Origin of the sequence: Pseudoalteromonas sp. Ld19, assembly GCF_045064135.1 — a bacterium.
Taxonomy (GTDB): domain Bacteria; phylum Pseudomonadota; class Gammaproteobacteria; order Enterobacterales; family Alteromonadaceae; genus Pseudoalteromonas; species Pseudoalteromonas aliena.
The window spans coordinates 194,620-215,244 of record NZ_JBISHA010000024.1 but is presented as its reverse complement, the minus strand read 5'-3'; the positions used below and the strand labels follow the sequence as shown (position 1 = coordinate 215,244).

The following is a 20,625-nucleotide window of genomic DNA, read 5'->3' as shown; positions in this document are numbered from 1 at the left end:
AAGTTATTTGGGGAGTTTTTATAAAGGCAGTTGCTTTTTACTAAATGACTGCTTGAGCACCACTGTTGATTCTATATTCGCAATGTAACTTAAACCGCCTAATTGGTGTTTTACAAACTGTTCATAGCTTTCTAGATCGTGTGCAATGATTTTTAATAGATAATCGTAACTACCTGATATTACACAGCACTCTAATACGTGGGGGAGCTTTTCTACGTGTTGTTCAAATTGCTCTGCTGCACTGACTGAGTTTTGGCTTAAGCGTACAAACGCATACACCAATACATTTAGATTAAGGGCCTTTGGGTCAAGAGCTGCATGATAACCAATAATGACTTTTTCTTGTTCAAGCTTTTTTATACGCCTCAGACACGGAGTATCAGAAAGGCTAATCCGACTCGCCAAATCTGAAATTGATATCCGAGCTTGTGATTGCAAGGCGACAAGTAATTGTTGATCTTTTTTATCTAACACAGGTGGATTCTTATTAATTATTTTTATATCAGTAGTGATTATTGCTAAGTTTACTTGGTTTTACTAATTTTTTTGGTGCTTTACCCTAATTGAACTCTGTTAGCATTTAATAAAAATAGCAGAGAATAATAATGAATACACATACAGCTATATTCGATCAATGGATAAGAACAAGTTTTGCAGCTATAAATAGCGAGCTAGAGCAGCTTTATTGGCAACAGAGCGACAAAGCCAATGTGGAAGGTATTGGGGATGCTTTAAAGCAACAATTAAAAAATGAAGGCAATGCATTAATTAGTAACTTACTAGCTGAAGGAAATACCGACCAAGGCTTTGATAGCGCTTTTGACTTACTTGGTAATGTAGGGTTGTTTATGGCAGCGTGTCGGCGTCATGAAATTACTGAACCAAGCAGAGAAATAACGTCACCCTTAATAGAGGCCTCTGCGCTGGCAATGCATATAGGTGCCTCTATTGGTGTAACCCCTCGTTTTGCGACTGCTCATTTAACGACTCATAACAAAGCGCTTAATGGCGTTTATAAACGCTTTACCAATTTACCCGATGAAAAGTTATTTCTTGATTATAATACTCAAGGTATTTTGGCCTATAAGCGAGCAAGCGATGCATTATTGAAAATATTGCCATTAGGGATCTCACACCCCTTGTGTGGTGAATTATTAAAAGTGGCAAAGCATGCACTTAACGCTGTCATTGAATCAAATAATGCACTGTATAATCAGCTCGATACCGAGCGGTTTTTTAATTGTGTACGTCCTTATTATAAGCCATATCGTGTCGGAAAAGAGGTATACAGGGGAGCAAATGCCGGAGATTTTGCCGGAATTAACGTGATTGATATGCTGCTTGGGCTTTGCAGTGCAAATGAACCTAGTTACTCGCAAATGCTGGTGGATAAGTTTTTATATATGATGCCGGAAGATCAGCAAATATTGCGAGAGGCCATGCGCATGCAAAGCTTTATGGATGATTTTTTACAAGCTGAGCAGCATAAAAATTCAGACTGGTTTAAAACGCATGCAAAATTATTTATACAAGTATGCAAATTGCATGGCGACACAGCCATTGGTCATCACAATCAGCTAGTCGAAAAATTTATTGCTCAGCCCTCAAAAAATATGCAACAGCAGCATATGAGCAAGGTAACAGCAAGTGGTCCGCCGCTTCATGTATTACTTGATTCGCTCGAAAAATTAAGAGATAGGCGATCCAGCGCAAAACGTGATGATATAAAAACACGCTTTGATGATCTCAACACACTTAAACAGTGGATTAAATAACATGCTCAAAAATGACTTTTGTATGGCTAATGGCTGCTACTTATTAAGCCATTCTGTAGGGCGTCCGCTTAAAAATACACAACAATATTTAGCACAGCATTATTTTTTACCATGGGAGAGTTCAAATAAAGAGCCTTGGCAGCAATGGTTGCCAGCGGTTGAGCAATTTACTACCGCACTTAGTCAATTATTTAATACGCCTAGCTCACTGTTTTGTCCTCAGGTGAATTTATCTAGCGGCTTAACAAAGTTGCTTATGTCACATTCTCGACTGCAACAAAAAAATTGCAAAGTACTGATGGCGCAAAGTGATTTTCCTAGCATGGGTTTTGTTATGCAAAATGCACTGCCAGCATGCGCGCAAATTATATTTATACCTGAGCATGAAGATTTAAGTGATATTAATGTTTGGTCGCGATATTTAACTGCCGACATCGTTTTAGTTTTTATAAGTTATGTATATTCAAATACTGGTGTGCAAGCGCCTGTGCACGAAGTTGTGGCACAAAGTAAATTAGTGAATAGCTTATCTATTATTGATGTTGCTCAATCTGCAGGTGTTATACCGCTTGATTTAAGTGCACTTGATGCTGACTTTATGATTGGCTCAAGCGTTAAATGGTTATGTGGAGGTCCAGGGGCTGCCTATTTATGGGTTAACAAAAACCAACTCGAGTGTTGCAAGCCTAAAGATGTGGGGTGGTTTTCGCATCAAAATCCATTTGAGTTTGATATACACCATTTTGAGTATAACAGCAGTGCACTCAAATTTTGGGGAGGAACCCCTTCGGTTGCCCCTTATATTATTGCTGCTAATAGCATTAACTACTTTGCAAAATTGGGCGTTGAAAAAATAAGAGCGCATAATTTTGCAATGGTCACACTTATTCACGAACAACTCGGTGAGTTTGTCTTTTCGCCAATATCGATTGAAAAGTGCAGTGGTACTGTGATTTTAGACTTTAAGGGAGATCAAGACATTGTGTTTCAGGCACTAGTTAACAAAGGTATAAGTGTTGATGTGCGTAAATATGGAATTCGGGTGTCACCACACATATATAATACAATAGATGACATGCTCTTATTTATCCTAACTGTAAAACAAGCTATTAAGGGCGTTGATTAAGTTGTAATTTTTGCTGCGTTAGAAACTTAATTTGTTGTTGCGCCTGTTGAATTACAGGCTCGTAAGATTGCTTTAAGGATGTTATTTTAGTGGCAATTGCATCCGCAATAGATGAAGCGCCCAAGCGGTTTGCTTTATCTTGTGTCATATAGTTTATTTGTTGTTTTTTATCATTATATTCTTTTTCATATTGTTTAATAGAGAGTTTAAGATTTGCTATTTTACGATCAATTTTCTGAATTTTTAAATAATCATCTACAGATACACCCACTGTTTTATTATCTGACACTTTCGTGCTATTTGTTTGCGTTATATTAGGCGCTTTAAGTGTAATTGCTTTTGCATTTTTAGCACACGGAGTTTGACTAAATGTAGGTATGCCTTTAATAACACACTTATAAACAATAATGTCTTCAGCAAGGCAGCTAAATGTGATGGTTAAGCAAAGTGATAACAGTATGGCTTTAATCATAGTTAAACCTAAATTGGCTTAAAGTTAGACCAATGATGCACTACGCAATTGATTTTCACAATTTGTTTGAGTAAATGTGAGGGCGAAGGGGTAGAAATCTCAGAGAAGAGGTTTTTGGTTATACACTTTATGGTTAGCCTTCTGAGGGATTTTTATGACAAATTTAGGCATAAAAAAACCACAATTAAGTGGTTTAAATTAAGTATGGTGGAGAGGGAGGGATTCGAACCCTCGATAGAGCTACAAACTCTATACTCCCTTAGCAGGGGAGCTCCTTCGGCCACTCGGACACCTCTCCAACGCATAACCGTTTGTATTGATGGAGATAAAAAAGCCACCAATTAAAATATGGTGGAGAGATAGGGATTTGAACCCTAGATGGGCTATAAACCCATGCCGGTTTTCAAGACCGGTGCATTCGACCACTCTGCCATCTCTCCGTGACGCAGAATAATACTTAGGTGACACCCTCGTGTAAATAGCAAAAACGACTGTTTGCTTAAAATTCGTACTTAAATGGGTTTTTTTTTTTAAATAAGGTGAAATTGAGGTTATTTTTAAAGAAATAAATAGGTTGCAGCAAACGGAGGGAACTAAAGAAGATGTTTCATTTAGTGGTTGGGTGTTTGCTGCACCGTATAAATAATCATGGTTGAGGTGATTATTTATATTGAACTGCACCGCCAAGTGCTAGTTTTTTACCAAAACGGTTAAGTCTAGCTAACATTTTTGCTTTACGGTTAGTTGGTTTAACTGCAATGTGAGTTGCCACTGTTTGGTTTAATGTATTAATTGGGTTCATTATCTTGCTCCGGGTTGTGTCTGTTGAAAACGAGTGCATTTTGCGCGTTTTCTGATTAAAAATACAACGACAAAAATTAGGGTTGAAGCATTAGTTATACTAATGCGATTTTTATTTTGTTGTTATTATTTTTATTTCTATTTTTATTTAAATGAATAAGAATCTATCTTGATAATTGTTTTAATTTATATTTTTCAGTTGTTTAAGTATTTTTGTTTCTCTTTTATGCATTTAAGTAATGGTTTTTTGAATTTTTATTCAGATTAAAATATTTTGCATGAAGTTTGTTTTTGGTACTTTTTTATTATGTGGTTAAATAAAAAATATTTATAGTTATTAATTTAAGTGTAAAAAATATAAAAATAATTAGATTTTATTAGGGTTTACTTATCTTTTGAGGTTGCATTTACAGCAGTGTATTTGGTTTTAGGCAGGCTAGCGTCTATGGGGTGTAATTATACCAGTTTTATTAAAAACATGATCATTCTAGCGTATTAATTCACTAACTAAGATTGAAATTATTAAAATAAAACAAATGCTTACCATTATTTGGCTTTGTAATTGAGCTGTGTTCTTAACGTTATAATAGATCACTAATTTAATACAATTGGTATTATTCTCTATAGAACAGGTGCAAGGGAGAGGTGCTAAATAACCTGAACTCTGGATAATAAATCTACCTCGAGCAGCTATTTTCAGCGCTAACTACGTTGAATTTACTTGCAATAGGCCCGCTATTGACGCGTAAGTTCGCCTTGTTTTCACTGAAAATCTCTGGCTAGAGAAAAATAAATTTAAATATCATTATGATTCAATATATTAGTAAATATCTTAACCAGAGTTCAGGTTAAATACGTTTTAGCTAAATTGATGATTCGAAATACCCACTTTATCAGTTAATAAAAAAGCGCCTACTATAAAGTAGGCGCTTTTGCGTTAGTTGCGTTAATTACGCGTCTAACTGGGGACGGAACCTGCTTTAGCAATGGATCTATTTGCTAAAAAGGTATTAATTCGTTTTGTAGGGGTAAGTACAATGGCATTGCCCAGTAGTACTAAGCTAAATCCTGCAAATGCATTTGCATGCCATTCAAAGCCCTCAAAAAAGCTACTAAGTGTGACAGCAACCAATGGAAATAAAACAATAACGTAGCTGGCTTTTTCAGGACCTATATTTCTTAGTAGGGCAAAGTAACAGCCAAAAGCGATTACGGTGCCAAATACCGATAAATAAAGTAATGACAACCAGTAACTAGTCGGTGCGTTTAAACTAAATTGCACGTCATTTATTAATACATATAAAGCTAATCCAATAGCGCTATATAACATGCCCCATGCATTGCCTTGCAATACACCAATTTGTTTTTGAGAATTGCGCACGCTTACCATATTTCCTAATGAAGCCACAAAGGTGCCACCAAGAGCAAGTAGTAACCCGACCAACGCACCGTTACTCAAGTCGAACTGCTGTAGTTGTGGCCAAAATAAGCATGTAATGCCTAAAACAGCCAATACAGCACCAGTATAAATTCGTTTTGAAATTGGTTTACCAAAAAATAATCGAGTGTTAACTATGTTCATAACGAGTAGCATTGAAAAAGCGATAGAGGTCATTGCTGATGAGAGGTAATTTTGTGCCCAGTACAGTAGTAAGTAATTTAAGCCAAAGTTGCAAATAGCTAATAAAGCGAAAAAACCATGATCCACTAATGAAAAACGCATAATGGGTTTTTTGTACGCGACATATAACCACATTAAAAGTGCTGCAATAGCAAAGCGATAAAATAACGACAACTCTACCGCAATATCACCTAACTGAAACTCAATGGCTAACCAAGTAGAACCCCAAATTAGAACGGTAGTAATGTATAGCGCTGCACTTTTCATGGTTGATCTCCAAAGCTCAATTGAATGGCTATTTTAAGACCTATCTGTATACTTACCATAAACAGAAAAGTATAAATGCAACCTATACAGATTTGGTGCGTGATGATAAGACAAAAAAATAGCCAAGGGCACGAGTTTTTATATCAGCAAGTTATTCAGTTGATTAGAGATATGAGTGCTCAGCAAGTTTTACTCCCAGGCGAAAAACTTCCATCGCTACGTAAAATGGCAGACAACTTAAATATAAGTATCCCTACAGTAAAGCAGGCGTACCAAGTACTTGAAGATCAGGGGCTAATAGCGGCGCGTGAAAAGTCTGGATACTTTTTGAAAGCAGTCACTATGGCGCACAACCTACCTAAACGGGTTAAATTAAGTCGCGAGCCAGTCGTTGTAAATAAACAAGCATTAATAGAACAGGTCTACAGTGCGATTCATCAGGCCAACGTAGTCCCTTTTGGCATTGCTAATCCAATTGCAGCTGCGCCCACTGATAAAGCACTTGCCAGAAATATGCGCAGAGTAATGACTCTTGCTGGAAGTAAGGCCATAAACTATGGGCCAACAGATGGCTTTGTACCGCTGAAAAAACAGCTGGTGTATCGCTATTTAGATTTTGGTATTGGCGTTAATATGGACGAGCTAGTGATCACCAATGGCGCGCAAGAAGCCATGGCTATCGCGCTAAAGTGCGTGACACAGCCAGGTGATATAGTGGCCATAGAAACGCCCTGTTATCATGGGATCATAGAGCTAATCGAAAGCTTAGGCCTTAAAGCGCTCGAAATACCACTGTGCCCAGATAATGGCATTTGGTTAAGCGATTTGGAACGCGCTTTAAATGAGCATAATATTAAAGCGTGTTTATTCTCGACAGCAATTAGTAACCCTGTAGGCAGCTTTATGCCAGATACAAACAGGCAGCAGTTGGTGGAGTTACTAGAAAGCCAAAACGTAGTGCTGATAGAAGATGATGTATATGGTGATTTATATTTCACGGCAAAGCGAGGCACACCTGCATTAGCTTACTCCAAAAAAGGATTAGTGATCAGTTGCTCATCTTTTTCTAAAACGGCAGCGCCAAGCTATCGTGTTGGTTGGCTAATTGCTGGTAAATTTGCAACACAAGCACGGCGATATAAAAGAGCATTAAGCTGCTCTGCTTCATTAATAAATCAATGGACCCTATCAGAATTTGTTACCAGCGGGGAGTACGACCGAAACTTAAAAGTACTTAGGCAACGCCTGCGCGACAACAAAGAGCGTATGCGGTGGTGTTTACAACAAGTCATGCCGCAAAATACGCGTATAAGCAATCCACAGGGAGGCTGCGTTATTTGGCTCGATTTAGGGGGCGAGTACGATAGTCAAAAATTATTTTTACTTGCGTTAGAAGTGGGTATTAGTATTACACCAGGGCTTATTTTTTCGGCCTCGAATAAATATAAAAGCTGCATCAGATTAAGCTATGGTGTGCAATGGGGTGAGCAAATTGAACAAGCGATAGTTACGCTGGGCAAGCTTACCTTACTAGCTAAAAAGTAATATTGTAGAACACAAAAAAGCAGCATTTAAGTAAACTTAAGTGCTGCCAAAGGGATATTAAATAACGTAGGTTGTATTAGTTTTTAAAGCTAAATAACTGGTAACCTTTAAGTTCTGGCACTTGCATTACTAATTTCTCTTCTTGTTTTGCAATATCGGCAAAGTTATCACATAAAGAATTAGCGCGTTTTTCAAGTGCGTTTGCATGTAACTCTACTTTTTCTTCTATTTGTGCGCCCATATTTTCCATGCGTTGCTCAAAAGCATCCATATCGCCGCCCGAACCAAGTAACTCAGAGCCTAAAGCGACTAAAATACTACCCATAGATTGCATTACAGCCGATTCGACTACCGTCTCCATTTGTTCTTCAAACTGTTGCTCAAAATTTTCACCAAATTGGTTAAAGCTTTGTTGCCCCATCACAAATGTACCTTGCTGGTAAAAAGTGTTTTCTACTTCGATTTTAATGTCGTCCATAAGTGCAGACATATTATCAAGGCCGTCAATATTAAATGCATTACCTACTTCTTCTAGCGCAACGCCGGCAATTTTAACGCCTTCAAGCGCGATGTTAGCTACTTCAGGCAACTGGGTGCGTAAACTATCAGAATATTTAGTGAGTGCTTCACGTTGCGAGTCATTAAGTGCCACAAATTGGCCATTTACAGTTAAGTCACCATTGGAGTTAAATTGCATGGTTTTATTGTTGGCGGTAAAAATTTCTAATTCATTTGGTTTAATACGCACGTCGTTTTTAAATTCTACATCGCATTGATCACTGCTAAACGAAATAGTTGAATCGTTGTCGTTATGAGCCATAGCTGCTGGCGTACAAATTAATGCGCTAACTAATAGTAATTTTTTCATGTGCATTCTCTACTTTATTGTTGATGACTATTAACTTATAACAAGTTTGGTGCCACTATTTTTTTATTTTAATAAACAGATAGTTAATGTTTATTTGGGTTTTAAGTTGCTTTACTTTGATTATAAAAAAACTATTTTTTAGTCAAATTCACTAAGTTATATAAAGCTATAAACAATATTTATCGATACGATAAAAAACTCTCACTTTCCACAATCGAAATTTAACGCTATTTATTCACATTACTGACATGAAGAATATTTACGATAGTCACATGGCTTTATTTTGACGCTAATTTGCACCGCGATTTAGTGTTAAACATTTTAATTTTATCAACTATTGCGATAATAAAATCTTTAGTTGGTCTCAAACACTTTATGGAGTGGGTTGTGGGTAAGACATTTAGTTACGATGCGCTAGATGACGATTTTGTTGAAGACGAGTATGAAATGCTCGGACGTAATCAACATGATAAGAACAAGCAAAAGGTTAAGAAAAAGTTGGAAGACTACCTTGAGCAAAAGCGCTTGCGTAAAAATCTAGGCGAAGACGATTTAAGCGATTATACCGACTAAATCACGCTAGTATAAATAAATACCAATTAACATTGGGCGCTTAAATGTTCAGTTATTCGTATGTTCAAGTGCCAATCGTATTGGCAATAAAGAGGCTTAGCGCCTCTTTATTACTTTTTAAAGTGTACTTTTAGCTTGTATTAATGCTCTTTGAATAGTGAGTTCTAGTTTTTCTGGTTTAGTAAAAGGTGCGTAGCGCTTAATAGGTGTACCATCTGCGGCAATTAAGAATTTAGTAAAATTCCATTTAATTTTTCGTGTTAAAAAACTTGGCAAAGCCGACTTTAAATAGCGAAATACAGGGTGTGCGTGCTCACCATTAACATCCGCCTTGGCTGCCATTAAAAAACTGACCCCATAATTAATCAAACATCCTTGCTCTATTTGAGTAGCATCTCCGGGTTCTTGTTGACCAAATTGATTACACGGAAATCCTAAAATAATTAAACCTTGGTCGGCATATTTAGTATGTAAAGCTTGCAATGACTCATACTGGTAGGTAAATCCACATTCACTTGCGGTATTAACGATAAGTACAACTTTACCTAAAAAATCATTAAAATTAATAGTGTTACCTTGTAAGCTTGTTGCGCTTAATTGATGAAATTGGTGCATATTCACATCTTTATTATTGTTGTTGGCAGCATTTTAACCCTAGTGCGGTACTTCATAAAGTATAAAGATCGCACTAACTTAAAATTAGAAATAACCCCATACCGGCAAGTGTTGTGTAATAAATATTATGTGTTTTATAGGCAACAATAATAGTGACAATAGCAGCGCTAAGATAAGGATTTTGCCAGTTCAAGTTTATGCCATCTTCATTTAAAAACACGATCGGCACCCAAATTGCTGTAAGCACAGCAGGTACGCTAAAACTTAAAAATTGCTGCATTTTAGGGCCTACCTTAAATGGTAAAGCGCGATGCAAAAACAAATAACGGGTAAAAAATGTAATGCATGCCATTAGTAAAATAGTCGTCATCATGCGTTAACTTCCTTTTTAGCAATTAATCTTGCTGTGCTGTAACCTGCGGTCATTGCTAATAGTGCAGAGCAAACAAGCCATAACTCAAATCCCGTACTTTTTAAAAGCGTCGCGCTAATACCCGCCACAATGACTGTTACTAATGAGGGGAGGTTTTTAATGCCAGGAATAACTAAAGCAATAAATGTCGCAGCTATCGCAAAGTCGAGCCCTAAATTAGTTAAGTCGGGTAGCATTGTGCCCGCAATAATGCCAATTAATGTCCAGATGTTCCATGCTATATAAAAGCTAAAACCTGCGCTCAGTGCGTATATTAAACGTGTTTTTGTTCTATACGCTTTTCGGTGGTGAGAAAATGCAAAGAGCTCATCGGTTAAAACAAAGCTCACGGGTAAGCGCCATCGCATAGGTTGGTCAATCACTTTATGGCGCACAGCTAAACCGTATAAAAAATGCCGAGAGCTAATGATAAATGTTGTAAATAAAATTGTGAGTAACGGGGTATTCCCTGCCATTAATTCAATGGCAACAAGTTGAGCTGAGCCTGCAAAAACTAACAGTGACATAGCTTGTGTTTCGAGTGCTGTGAAACCATTTTGTATTGCTAGCGAGCCACATAGGATACCCCAAGGGATCACCGCTAAACACAGTGGCAGCATATCTAAAAAACCTTTTAAAATAGCTTTTTTAACTGGTTGCATGGCATTTACTCTCGTGGCTTGTAGAATGGCTCATAAGGGTACCTTAATATTATGATGTTAAAGTAGTTAACGAATTAGATAATACTGTTTTTATGAGGGTAGGCACAATGGCGACGTTAAAAATATGGGATGGATTTATTAGATGCTTTCATTGGTTTTTGGTTGTAAGCATTGCAGTGCTTTATTTTAGTATTGAAGAGGGCATGATTGAACTTCACTTTATAGCTGGTTTTTTTACATTAGCACTAATTGCAACACGTTTAATATGGGGGATTATTGGTAGTAAAACAGCTAAACTAAGTGCTCTTATACATTCTCCAAGAGCTGTTTTTAATAGCTTTAAAAGCTCTAAAAATACAATAGGGCATTCTGCGCCAGGCAGTTATATGGTGCTTGTGTTTCTTGCGCTGATAATAACACAGCTTGTTACTGGATTAATGAGCAGCGATGGTATTTTAACGGATGGGCCACTTGTAGAATACGTGTCGAGTGATACGGTTGATTTTGCAAACTGGCTGCATCACCTTAATTTTGACATATTACTTTATGCAATTGGTTTACACGTTTTAGCGATTATTTTTTATCGAATAAAAGGTAAGCCGTTAGTAAAAGCGATGATCACAGGTTCAAAAAATTTAAAAGAAGATGAACCACACACTATTGTGACTAAATCACCTTGGTTAGCATGGGGTATATTTTTTATATTGCTGTTTATCTTAATGATGACATGGGGAAAGGAGCCTATTAATTATTTATTTAGCTAGGGCCTGTTTATCTTTCGAGGTTGAATTTGCAGCAGTCTGTTTGGTATTTAGGCAAGGCAGCGCCTATGTAGTGTGGTTATTTCCCATAAATAGGCGATAACGCAGCATAAATGCCAAACATACGCTGCCCTTTGGGTTCTTTCTAGGGGTAATTTACTCTTTGTTGCTCGGTTTTTACTTAGCCCACTAGGTTACAAACCTCGCGCCGCGATTAAATCGCCCCTAGATTGAACAAATTTCAATCCACAAAGGCCAACACGCCCTAGGTTGCGTTTATTAATTTGGACCTAAATTTCAATGCGCCTTTGTAAAAACGGCACAAAGTTAGTGCCGTTTTAGTAAGCAAAGTAATTAGTCTTTATATTGTTTGTGGCAATCTTTACAGCCTTTTGCCCATGCGCCAAATGCTTTACCAATAATGGCTTTATCGCCAGATTGTGCTGCTACAGCTAGCTCATCGGCATACTGTTGAAACGCAGTTGCTTTTTTCATAAATGTATCGTTTTCAGACCAAACTGCACCTAGTGCAGATGTTTCGCCTTTATCGGTACCTTTGTAAAAAGCTTCCCATGGCATTTTTGATAATGCAGCTGCATTATTTGCACGCTTTTTAAATTGCTCTGCATCAAAAAGAATCTTTCCTTTTAACATTGCACCCATGTCGCTAATTTGAACCGAAATCATAGAAAACGCGGCTTGGCGGTATTCAATGGCATCGCTTGGTTCTTTGAATGCTGTATTTGCTGATACACTAAATGCACACATTGTGAGTGCGACAGTTGTTAATATTTTTTTAAATTTCATGTTTGCCCCTGTTGAAAATCATAATTAGTGCAATATCTTGTATGTAACGTTATTTTTATTCAAGTAAATGCGACAGCTTAATGAGAAACTAATTTTTTAATCGACTTTATTCAATGTTTAAATGATCATTACATATTGAAAAATAGTGCTATTTACTATCCAATTTCCGGATTAAGTACCAAGCATAACTAATGTTTTACTAAAAGATGAGTAATACATTTTATTCAAAGTGCTATACCTAATACTTACCTGTATTACTCAATAAATTAAACGATATTGCCCAATAACAAAAATTTACTATAGTTGTTTTGTTTTAGTCGTTTATATCGATATCAGCGAATATCATACCTCTGCGCATACTACGTGTTGCTAGAAAAACTTCACCAAGTAACGATATAAAAGCACATATAAGCAATGCCATAGCGGCTACAAAACAGCAAGCAATTGTAACGCCTAAGTTTATAGATTGGATATGGGATAAAAATAATAGCATCACCACAGCGCATACAAGTAAGGCGCTTAATACACTTAAACTAAAAGCGATATGTATAAAACGAGAGCGCTTTAGCAATGCGCGTAGCTCGGTGGCTAGCGATATATTAAACTCTTCATCTGTGCTGACTTTTAACTTTCGCTCCAACTGTCGAGCTCTATCTGTAATGCGTGCTAAACGATTAGACAAAACCCCTAAAGTTGCCGCTATCCCTGTTATTAAAAAGACAGGCGCCACGGCTGTTTGAATAACTTTAGCCATAGTTAAAATGTTTATTACTTCATTATTCATATAATACTCAAAAAAAGTTAGTTTCGTTTACAATGATTCACAAAGTTTGTTTTTTATTAACTTATTTGAAATCAGCTTGTTATGTTTTTTTTGTTGCTATCGCTCGCTCTTTGTAATTTTTTTGTAATGACGGTGTTGATTTGTTTGCAGTTAAAGATTTATATTCGACATACAATTTAATGTATTATTAAACACAATAATACATAACGTATCTGAGGGAAAATAATGTCTAAGAATATAATAAAAAGAACGGCTATAGCGACTGCTGTATCAAGTGCTTTTATGGTAACACTTGCAAGTGCTGCAACATTGCCAAATGCAACAATTGCATCTCAGCCAGCTGAACAAATAAAAGATTTGGCTTCAGCCAAAAAAGAGCCTTCTGCATACATGATAGTACTTCGTGCAACTACGGCTGTAGATGCGCAAGTAGCAGGAACTTACCAACAGTCAAGTCATCGTGAAATTACAGCAAATATTGAACAGCTTCAAGATACGATGACTATAGAGTTAAATAGTTTAGACTTTGATGCAAAAGTAATTGGTAAAACAAAAATATTAGCGCCGACACTTATTGTTCAAGCAACGCCAGAAGCCTTAGCTAAAATAGCGAAAGATTCTCGAGTAGCTAAAGTGCTACCAATGTTTGATTACGATTTACATGTGGCTGCTACTTCAGAATATATTAATGCAAAGCCGCTTATAGTCGATGGCGTTGCAAGTGGTAAAGGCCAACGTGTAGCAGTACTTGATACTGGTATTGATTACACCCACAAAGCATTTGGTGGTCCAGGCACAGTTGAGGCCTATAACGAAGCTCAAGCAGATCCAGCAACTGTTACTTGGCCACAAGGTATAGTACAAGGCGGTTATGACTTTATTCGTAACGATGCTGATCCAATCGAGCATGATCCTGCTGTTGTTATTCCTGATGTAGATGAGCCAACTAGTCACGGCACGTCATCATCAAACTCAGTAAATGGTATAGCACCAGATGTTGAGCTTTATGTTTATTCAGTATGTGGCGGCGGCTGTCCTAGTGCAGCACAAGCAGCAGCATTAGAAGCTGCTATGGATCCTAATGGCGATGGCAATATTTCTGATCGTGTAGATGTTATGAACATGTCACTAGGTGGCGAGTTTGGTGATACATACACAGGTGGTGGCACGCAGTACCTAATTCAACGAGCTGTTGATTTAGGTGTAAATATGGTTATCTCTGCAGGTAATGATGGTGACAACCCATTTCGTATTGGTGGTCCAAGTACAACACCCAATGCACTATCTGTAGGCGCGATGACACACCCTACAGTTCAAGTTAGTATAGCTACTGGTACTGTCGCAGGTGTTGAAGGTAATATCCAAGGCTCAGGATTTGGTTTGCAGGCTGACTACGCTATTTCAGGCGCTGACATTGACCTAGTTTACCCAGATACGAATCAAGATGGTTGTATTGATTTTGCAGCTGATGTTGATTTTACAGGTAAAGCAGTATTAATTGACCGAGGTAGCTGTAATTTCACTAAAAAAGTACTAAACGCACAAAAACGTGGTGCAGAATTCGTAATGATTGCAAACAACGTTGATGATAATACTCCAGCGTCTATGGGTGGCGGTGATGCAGCTGTTACTATCAAAAATGTAGGTATTACTTTTGCTGCAGGTGCTGCTTTAAAAGCGCAATTAACTGCCGGTAATAAAGCAACATTTGACATTGATGTAAAAGTTAAAACGACTTCGGGAGCCGTAGCAACATTCTCTTCTCGTGGTCCTTCGATGGATGGTTTGTTAAAACCAGAAATTACTGCTCCAGGTACAAGTATCAGTGTGGCTGCAACAGGTACGCAAACAGAAAACAATCCTGTATCAGGTACTTCTTTCTCGGGTCCAATCACCGCAGGTGCTGTGGCAATGATTCGTGAAGCACACCCTGAGCGTAATGCATTTGAAATTAAAGCTACAATAATGAATGCGGCTAACCTTGATGTGACAAACAAGCCACTAGCGACTAACCCTGATTCAGAACTTGCACCTATTAGTATGATTGGTGCTGGCTTAGTTGATGTAACTAAAGCGGTGAACTTGCCTGTTGCGGCATGGGTTAACAATACTGAATTTAATACTAAACAAGCCGCTCTTTCGTTTGGTCTTATGAGTATGACTGAAACAAAATCGTTTACAAAAAATGTAACGGTTAAAAACTTTTCATCAGATTCTAAAACGTATGCTCTTCGCACCGAAGCGCGTTACCAAAATGATGAAGACACAGCAGCAATTAGTTGGGACTTCCCTGCATCTGTAACAATCCCTGCTGGCCAAACAACTAGTTTTGATGTTGTGCTGACGGTAGATCCAACCAAGCTTCCGGCATGGGAACTAGAAAATCCTTTCAGTGCTGAAGATATTGCAGCTAGAAGTGCAGCGCTTACTTCAATTGAGTTTGATGGCGCGCTAGTATTTAATGATGCAAGCACAGATACAGATCATGATTTACACATTGTGTACCATGCAATGCCAAAAGCAGCAACGGCATTGAATGTGTCATCTCAAATTGTTAAAAATGAAATGTCGCTTGTAGTAGAGAACAGTGGACAAACAGAAATAAAGCCATTTGCTGAAAACATTGCAGTTATGGGTGTTGAAAAAACGTTTGAAGAAGCGGAATTTAATATTCTAGCAACTACTTTCTCTGTGTTTGCAGATAGCTCTTGTGATTCAGGTCTTTTTGCTACATCGTCAATTCAATTACGTGATCCGTTAACACATGTGTTCCAAGCCGGTTACAGACTTGAAATTGATACTGATAACGACGGTGTATACGACCAAGTAATGCAAAACTATAATGACCGTGGTCGCAGTACAGCATTCCCAGGACGTAGTCGTACAGTCATTGGAACTACAGATGGTGCTGGAACTGACTCTCTAGCATGGGTTACTCCTATGTATCACTCAGCGGGTGAAAATACGGTTACATTTTCTGCATGTACAAACCTATTTAATGCTGACTCGTCGTTAGTTGGTAAGCAAATGAACTTGAAGGTTTCAGTTGGTTACGCTGCTTACCAAACTGGTGTTTTCTCTGAGACAGATAGTGCTGAAGGTTCAACTATTTTTGGTGCGACTCCTAGCGTAGCTTTAAAATCTTTAGCAACAGGCGAGGCGGTTACATCAATCAAGCCAGGTGAAAAAGCGATTGTTGAAGCGAGCAGCCCATTTGTATTATCTCAAACATCAGGTTTAGGAATTGTTAAACTAATGGCTAGCTCTGATTTAGAGCTACCAGCAGTTGTAGCACCAGCCTTAGTTGGTGGTGAATTTACGGTTGTTGAAGATGCAGCTAACGGAACGGTTGTAGGTGCGTTAACAGTTACAGAGTCTGATCTTGATTTAGAAATTTCAGAGTATTATGTACAGTCTAATACGCATCAAGGACTTGGTGTAAATGCTGAAGGGCAAATCGTTGTAACAAATTCGGATTTATTATCAGGTGATTCATCAGCTGAAATTCAAGTGGTTGCAATTGATGTTCGAGGCAATACCTCAGAACCTGCTATGGCTACTGTGAGTATTACTAAGGTAGTGCCTCCAGTGGTAGTAGAGCCTACGAAAAAGAAAAGTTCAGGCTCTTTAGCTTGGTTAACACTATTAGTTGCACCTTTTGCATTTACGCGTCGTCGTAAGCAAAAGTAATTTTATAATCTGATAGTTATATAAAGGGAGCTTCGGCTCCCTTTTTACATTGCTTCACAAACTTAGTAACTACAAAGTCTAATTTTAGGTATATTTAATTACTTAATAAAAAATAAATATAACAAGGACTTTAACTGATGAAGCGCACTCCTTTTGCACTTGCTGCACTATCGCTTGCTATTTTAAGTGGTTGTAATCAAGCCCCTGAAGATACTCAAAAAAATAATACACACGTTAAAGCAACCCAGGTAGCTCAAGTTGTTGCGCCTATTGCTAAAAAAGTACCACATGAAATGACAATTCATGGTGATACGCGTATAGATGATTATTACTGGCTGCGAGATGACGAACGTAAAGCGCCAGATGTCATTAACTATTTAGAGGCTGAGAATACGTATACAGAGGCGATGCTTGCACATACCAAGACGTTACAAGCGACACTATTTGAAGAGCTAAAAGGTCGAATCCAAAAAGATGACGACTCAGTACCAGTTAAAACCGGTGATTATTTTTACTCATCGCAAACCCGTGGTGATAACGAGTATGCGACTTACTTGCGTAGTAGTGATTTTGCCGGCACTGATCAACAGGTGATTTTAGATGTAAACGAATTGGCTAAAGATCACGACTATTATGCTGTGAGTGGGCTAGATGTAAGCCCTAATGGCAATTTAATGGCGTATGGGGAAGACACTGTTAGTCGCCGTGTTTATAGTGTAAAAATAAAAGATTTAACAACCGGTAAATTACTTGAAGACACTCTTGAGGGCACCAATGGTGGCGTTGTGTGGGCAAACGATAATAAAACGATTTACTATATTAAAAAAGACTTACAAACTTTGCTAGGCTACCAAGTCTATCGTCATACGTTAGGCACACCGCAAGCGGATGACGAGCTAATCTACGAAGAGACAGATACCAGTTACTACATGGGTATTAGCAAAAGTAAAGATGGCTCAGAGATTTATATTTGGCACAGCAGTACTGACGCATCTGGTGTATCGGTATTGAGTGCGAATGATACAAAAGCAATGCCTAAGCATTTAATTGAGCGCGAAGCGGGCCTGGAATATGAAATATCGAAATTAGGAAACGCTTATTATATTGTCACTAATTTAAATGCCGTTAACTTTCAGTTGATGAAAGTCGATATTAATAAAGCAGGCGACAAAGCTAACTGGCAAAGTGTGATCCCAGCGCGCGATGATATCAAACTCGAAGGCATTGATTTATTTAATGACTACTTAGTTTACCAAGAGCGTGAAATGGGTCAGTCAAAATTGATTGCGCGTAATTTAAAAACAGGCAAAGAGCTCCCATTAAGCTTTAATGACAGTGCTTATACTATTGGCGCTTATGGTAATAACGATTTAGATAGCGATACGTTACGTGTTTACTACACAAGCATGACGACGCCAGCTTCATCGTACGATGTGAACTTAGCTACAGGCGATAAAACATTACTTAAACAACAAGCTGTATTGGGTGACTTTAATGCTGATAACTATGCCTCAGAGCGTATTTTTGTAACAGCACGCGATGGCATTAAAGTACCAGTAAGTTTAGTTTATCGTAACGACGCGTTTAAAAAAGATGGCACAAACCCATTGTTGCAATATGGTTATGGTTCATATGGCGCAACAATGGATCCAACGTTTTCTAGTTCACGCTTGAGCTTATTAGACCGTGGCTTTGTATTTGCTATTGCTCATGTTCGCGGCTCACAAATGTTAGGCCGTCCTTGGTACGAAGATGGTAAGTTACTAACTAAAAAGAATACGTTTAACGACTTTGTTGACATAACTAAAGCATTAGTTTCTCAAAAGTATGGCGCAAAAGATGAAATATTTGCGTTAGGTGGTAGTGCCGGTGGCTTATTAATGGGCGCAGTAGCAAACCAAGCACCTGAGCTTTATAAGGGCATGGTTGCGGCTGTGCCGTTTGTAGATGTAGTAACAACTATGCTTGATGCGAGCATTCCGCTTACTACTAATGAATATGGAGAATGGGGTAATCCGAACGAAAAAGCATATTACGATTACATGCTGTCTTACTCGCCATATGACCAAGTATCGAAACAAGCGTATCCTAATATGCTGGTAACGACAGGCTTGCACGATTCACAAGTGCAATACTTTGAGCCTGCAAAATGGGTTGCTAAGCTGCGTGACTATAAAACGGATGATAATAAGTTACTGTTTAAAATAGATATGGAAGCAGGGCACGGTGGTGCATCGGGTCGCTTCAAACGCTTAGAAGATACCGCGCTAAATTATGCATTTATGCTTGATTTAGCGGGTATTAAAAAGTAGTTAATCTTTATATTTAAATAGATTTAACTTAATAAGGTGCTTTTTAAGGAAGCACCTTTTTTTGTGGCAGGTTAAAGCTAAACATAGTGCCTTTACCTATTTCACTTTGTACGTTAATTTCGCTATCCATTAATTTTAATAATCCTCTACAAATAGCCAATCCTAAACCACCTTGCTGACGCCCCTCTTTATTTGAGTTACTTGCCTGATAGTGCGGGTCAAAAATAGCATTCAGCTCATCTTCTTTTATGCCTACGCCTGTGTCTGATACATGCACAAATAGCTGATTATCGTCACTGCGTTTTACATGTACTGCAATGCTGCCGCCACGAGGTGTATGCCTAATAGCGTTATCGATTAAATTACTTAATACACGCTCTAGTTTTGCTATGTCTGCTATAACCGGGAAATCACAAATTGCGGGCTCTACCGATAAACTAATACCTTTTTTATCAACGGCTAAACTAAATTTTGCAATACAATCATAAATGAGTTCGCCTAAATTAAAGGTTTCTTTGTTGATATTTATTTCACCATTTTCTAAGTGAGAAAGTTCAAATATTTGCTCTATTAATAGCTTTAATTGTCCACAATTATTAAGCGAGACGTGTAAGTACTCTTGTTGCTCCTTTTGGCTTAATTGGTCGCCTGATTGGTTTAATACTTCTAAAAATCCTTGCAGTGATGCAAGTGGTGTACGTAAGTCGTGTGATAAATGAGTTAATAGCTCTTTGCGTTGTTTATCGCCCTGTTCTAGTGCTTTAAACTGCTCATTAATACGGGTAAGCATGGCTTGGATACTGCGACCTAAGCTGTGTACTTCATTACTTTTCTGCGTTGAGAAGTGACTGAGCTTTGTATCGGTAAGGCTGTAGTTAGCTGCTTCAATATTACTCACATCACGGGCTAAGCGCTGAATTGGATTGGTAAAAAAGCGCAATAAGATTAGCATAGCAATGAGTAAAAATATTAATGCAGATCCAAGCCATAATGCGGCGAGCCATAGTTTGTCATTGTTTTTTATAGTGCTTAAGGAGGTATCGTAAGCTTCGCCACCAATAATTACATATAAGTAACCTTGTAATTTATCGTTATTAAAAACAGGCGCGGCGGAAAATATTTTTTGTTGTTCTTTATTACGTGGATTATCACCATATATTGGCGCTGCTTTAGGGTCTTGGATTAATTTTTTTAGTGGAGCCAAATTTATATGAGTACGCTTAACTTTGCCAGGCTTTGCCGAGTAAGTAAGAATCTTTCCGGTCTCGTCTACAAAATAAAATTCAAACGCAGGGCCTAATAACATTAAAGTATGAAAGAGGTTTTCTAGCGCCTTATAATCGTACACGCCTTCTTTTATTAGTGGATTATCTTGCACTAAATGTTCAGCTAACGCTAAATGCAGGTTTTGTTCAGCGTGATGTTTAGAGGTAAGTTCTAACTGTTTGCTCCAGCTGTAAACGAGTGCGCAAATAAAGCAAAAAATCACCACTAACGAGACCGCTAATTTTTGATACAAAGATAGTTTCATAAT

18 protein-coding genes and 2 tRNA genes are annotated in these 20,625 nt (G+C 37.9%); 7 read left to right on the top strand and 13 right to left on the bottom strand.

From position 1 onward, the window contains the following. Positions 1 to 18 precede the first annotated feature (18 nt). Complete coding sequence (locus tag ACJJVZ_RS19805; RefSeq protein WP_077536568.1) at positions 19 to 474, bottom strand: Lrp/AsnC family transcriptional regulator; 456 nt, start codon at positions 472 to 474, stop codon at positions 19 to 21. A 131-nt stretch (positions 475 to 605) separates the two neighbouring features. Between ACJJVZ_RS19805 and ACJJVZ_RS19800 the strand changes: the two genes are divergently transcribed. Further along, positions 606 to 1,775: a monodechloroaminopyrrolnitrin synthase PrnB family protein gene (locus ACJJVZ_RS19800; RefSeq protein ID WP_138586681.1), complete on the top strand. Its 1,170-nt coding sequence runs from the start codon at positions 606 to 608 to the stop codon at positions 1,773 to 1,775. A gap of 1 nt (position 1,776) precedes the next feature. Next, positions 1,777 to 2,901, top strand: coding sequence for an aminotransferase class V-fold PLP-dependent enzyme (locus ACJJVZ_RS19795; RefSeq protein WP_405602981.1), 1,125 nt, complete (start codon positions 1,777 to 1,779; stop codon positions 2,899 to 2,901). Here the strand turns inward: ACJJVZ_RS19795 and ACJJVZ_RS19790 are convergent. The 5 genes from ACJJVZ_RS19790 to ACJJVZ_RS19770 form a co-directional block, all read right to left on the bottom strand. Then, positions 2,885 to 3,373, bottom strand: a complete 489-nt coding sequence (locus tag ACJJVZ_RS19790) for an RNA-binding protein (RefSeq protein WP_138586683.1) — start codon at positions 3,371 to 3,373, stop codon at positions 2,885 to 2,887. The genes ACJJVZ_RS19795 and ACJJVZ_RS19790 overlap by 17 nt on opposite strands. 205 nt (positions 3,374 to 3,578) lie before the next feature. Beyond that, a tRNA-Ser gene (locus ACJJVZ_RS19785) sits at positions 3,579 to 3,671 on the bottom strand. A gap of 51 nt (positions 3,672 to 3,722) precedes the next feature. After that, a tRNA-Ser gene (locus ACJJVZ_RS19780) sits at positions 3,723 to 3,813 on the bottom strand. A gap of 221 nt (positions 3,814 to 4,034) precedes the next feature. Then, the gene (locus tag ACJJVZ_RS19775) at positions 4,035 to 4,175 is read right to left on the bottom strand and encodes a hypothetical protein (protein WP_167368311.1); all 141 of its coding nucleotides are present in this window, start codon (positions 4,173 to 4,175) and stop codon (positions 4,035 to 4,037) included. 957 nt (positions 4,176 to 5,132) lie between these two features. Next, positions 5,133 to 6,062, bottom strand: coding sequence for a DMT family transporter (locus ACJJVZ_RS19770; protein WP_405602977.1), 930 nt, complete (start codon positions 6,060 to 6,062; stop codon positions 5,133 to 5,135). A gap of 102 nt (positions 6,063 to 6,164) precedes the next feature. Between ACJJVZ_RS19770 and ACJJVZ_RS19765 the strand changes: the two genes are divergently transcribed. Next, positions 6,165 to 7,607: a PLP-dependent aminotransferase family protein gene (locus tag ACJJVZ_RS19765; protein WP_405602975.1), complete on the top strand. Its 1,443-nt coding sequence runs from the start codon at positions 6,165 to 6,167 to the stop codon at positions 7,605 to 7,607. A 76-nt stretch (positions 7,608 to 7,683) separates the two neighbouring features. Here the strand turns inward: ACJJVZ_RS19765 and ACJJVZ_RS19760 are convergent, their stop codons facing one another. Further along, positions 7,684 to 8,475 (bottom strand): YggN family protein, encoded by a 792-nt coding sequence (locus ACJJVZ_RS19760; RefSeq protein ID WP_138584349.1) that lies wholly within the window; start codon positions 8,473 to 8,475, stop codon positions 7,684 to 7,686. A 387-nt stretch (positions 8,476 to 8,862) separates the two neighbouring features. Between ACJJVZ_RS19760 and ACJJVZ_RS19755 the strand changes: the two genes are divergently transcribed. Beyond that, complete coding sequence (locus ACJJVZ_RS19755; RefSeq protein ID WP_007579801.1) at positions 8,863 to 9,048, top strand: PA3496 family putative envelope integrity protein; 186 nt, start codon at positions 8,863 to 8,865, stop codon at positions 9,046 to 9,048. 117 nt (positions 9,049 to 9,165) lie between these two features. Here ACJJVZ_RS19755 and ACJJVZ_RS19750 read toward each other — a convergent pair whose 3' ends face one another. The 3 genes from ACJJVZ_RS19750 to ACJJVZ_RS19740 form a co-directional block, all read right to left on the bottom strand. Continuing rightward, on the bottom strand, positions 9,166 to 9,663 hold the full coding sequence (locus ACJJVZ_RS19750) for a glutathione peroxidase (protein WP_405602971.1): 498 nt from the start codon (positions 9,661 to 9,663) through the stop codon (positions 9,166 to 9,168). A 73-nt stretch (positions 9,664 to 9,736) separates the two neighbouring features. After that, on the bottom strand, positions 9,737 to 10,036 hold the full coding sequence (locus ACJJVZ_RS19745) for an AzlD domain-containing protein (protein ID WP_405602968.1): 300 nt from the start codon (positions 10,034 to 10,036) through the stop codon (positions 9,737 to 9,739). Continuing rightward, complete coding sequence (locus ACJJVZ_RS19740; protein ID WP_273049717.1) at positions 10,033 to 10,737, bottom strand: AzlC family ABC transporter permease; 705 nt, start codon at positions 10,735 to 10,737, stop codon at positions 10,033 to 10,035. Before ACJJVZ_RS19740 ends, ACJJVZ_RS19745 begins: the two co-directional genes overlap by 4 nt. A 107-nt stretch (positions 10,738 to 10,844) precedes the next feature. On the opposite strand from ACJJVZ_RS19740, the gene ACJJVZ_RS19735 reads away from it, so the two are divergent. Then, positions 10,845 to 11,501, top strand: coding sequence for a cytochrome b/b6 domain-containing protein (locus ACJJVZ_RS19735; protein ID WP_405602964.1), 657 nt, complete (start codon positions 10,845 to 10,847; stop codon positions 11,499 to 11,501). A gap of 351 nt (positions 11,502 to 11,852) precedes the next feature. Here the strand turns inward: ACJJVZ_RS19735 and ACJJVZ_RS19730 are convergent, their stop codons facing one another. Further along, positions 11,853 to 12,305: a c-type cytochrome gene (locus ACJJVZ_RS19730; protein ID WP_405602962.1), complete on the bottom strand. Its 453-nt coding sequence runs from the start codon at positions 12,303 to 12,305 to the stop codon at positions 11,853 to 11,855. A gap of 313 nt (positions 12,306 to 12,618) precedes the next feature. Continuing rightward, a complete protein-coding gene (locus ACJJVZ_RS19725) occupies positions 12,619 to 13,089 on the bottom strand; it encodes a DUF2721 domain-containing protein (RefSeq protein WP_077536580.1) in 471 nt (156 codons plus the stop codon). Between the two features lie 225 nt (positions 13,090 to 13,314). On the opposite strand from ACJJVZ_RS19725, the gene ACJJVZ_RS19720 reads away from it, so the two are divergent. Both ACJJVZ_RS19720 and ACJJVZ_RS19715 read left to right on the top strand, forming a co-directional pair. Beyond that, entirely contained in the window at positions 13,315 to 16,779 is a 3,465-nt protein-coding gene (locus ACJJVZ_RS19720; protein ID WP_405602959.1) for a S8 family serine peptidase, read from the top strand. Positions 16,780 to 16,916: 137 nt separating this feature from the next. Further along, complete coding sequence (locus ACJJVZ_RS19715; protein ID WP_405602957.1) at positions 16,917 to 19,091, top strand: S9 family peptidase; 2,175 nt, start codon at positions 16,917 to 16,919, stop codon at positions 19,089 to 19,091. A gap of 43 nt (positions 19,092 to 19,134) precedes the next feature. On the opposite strand, the gene ACJJVZ_RS19710 is transcribed toward ACJJVZ_RS19715, so the two are convergent. Then, positions 19,135 to 20,622, bottom strand: a complete 1,488-nt coding sequence (locus ACJJVZ_RS19710; protein ID WP_193155065.1) for a cell wall metabolism sensor histidine kinase WalK — start codon at positions 20,620 to 20,622, stop codon at positions 19,135 to 19,137. Positions 20,623 to 20,625: the final 3 nt, after the last annotated feature.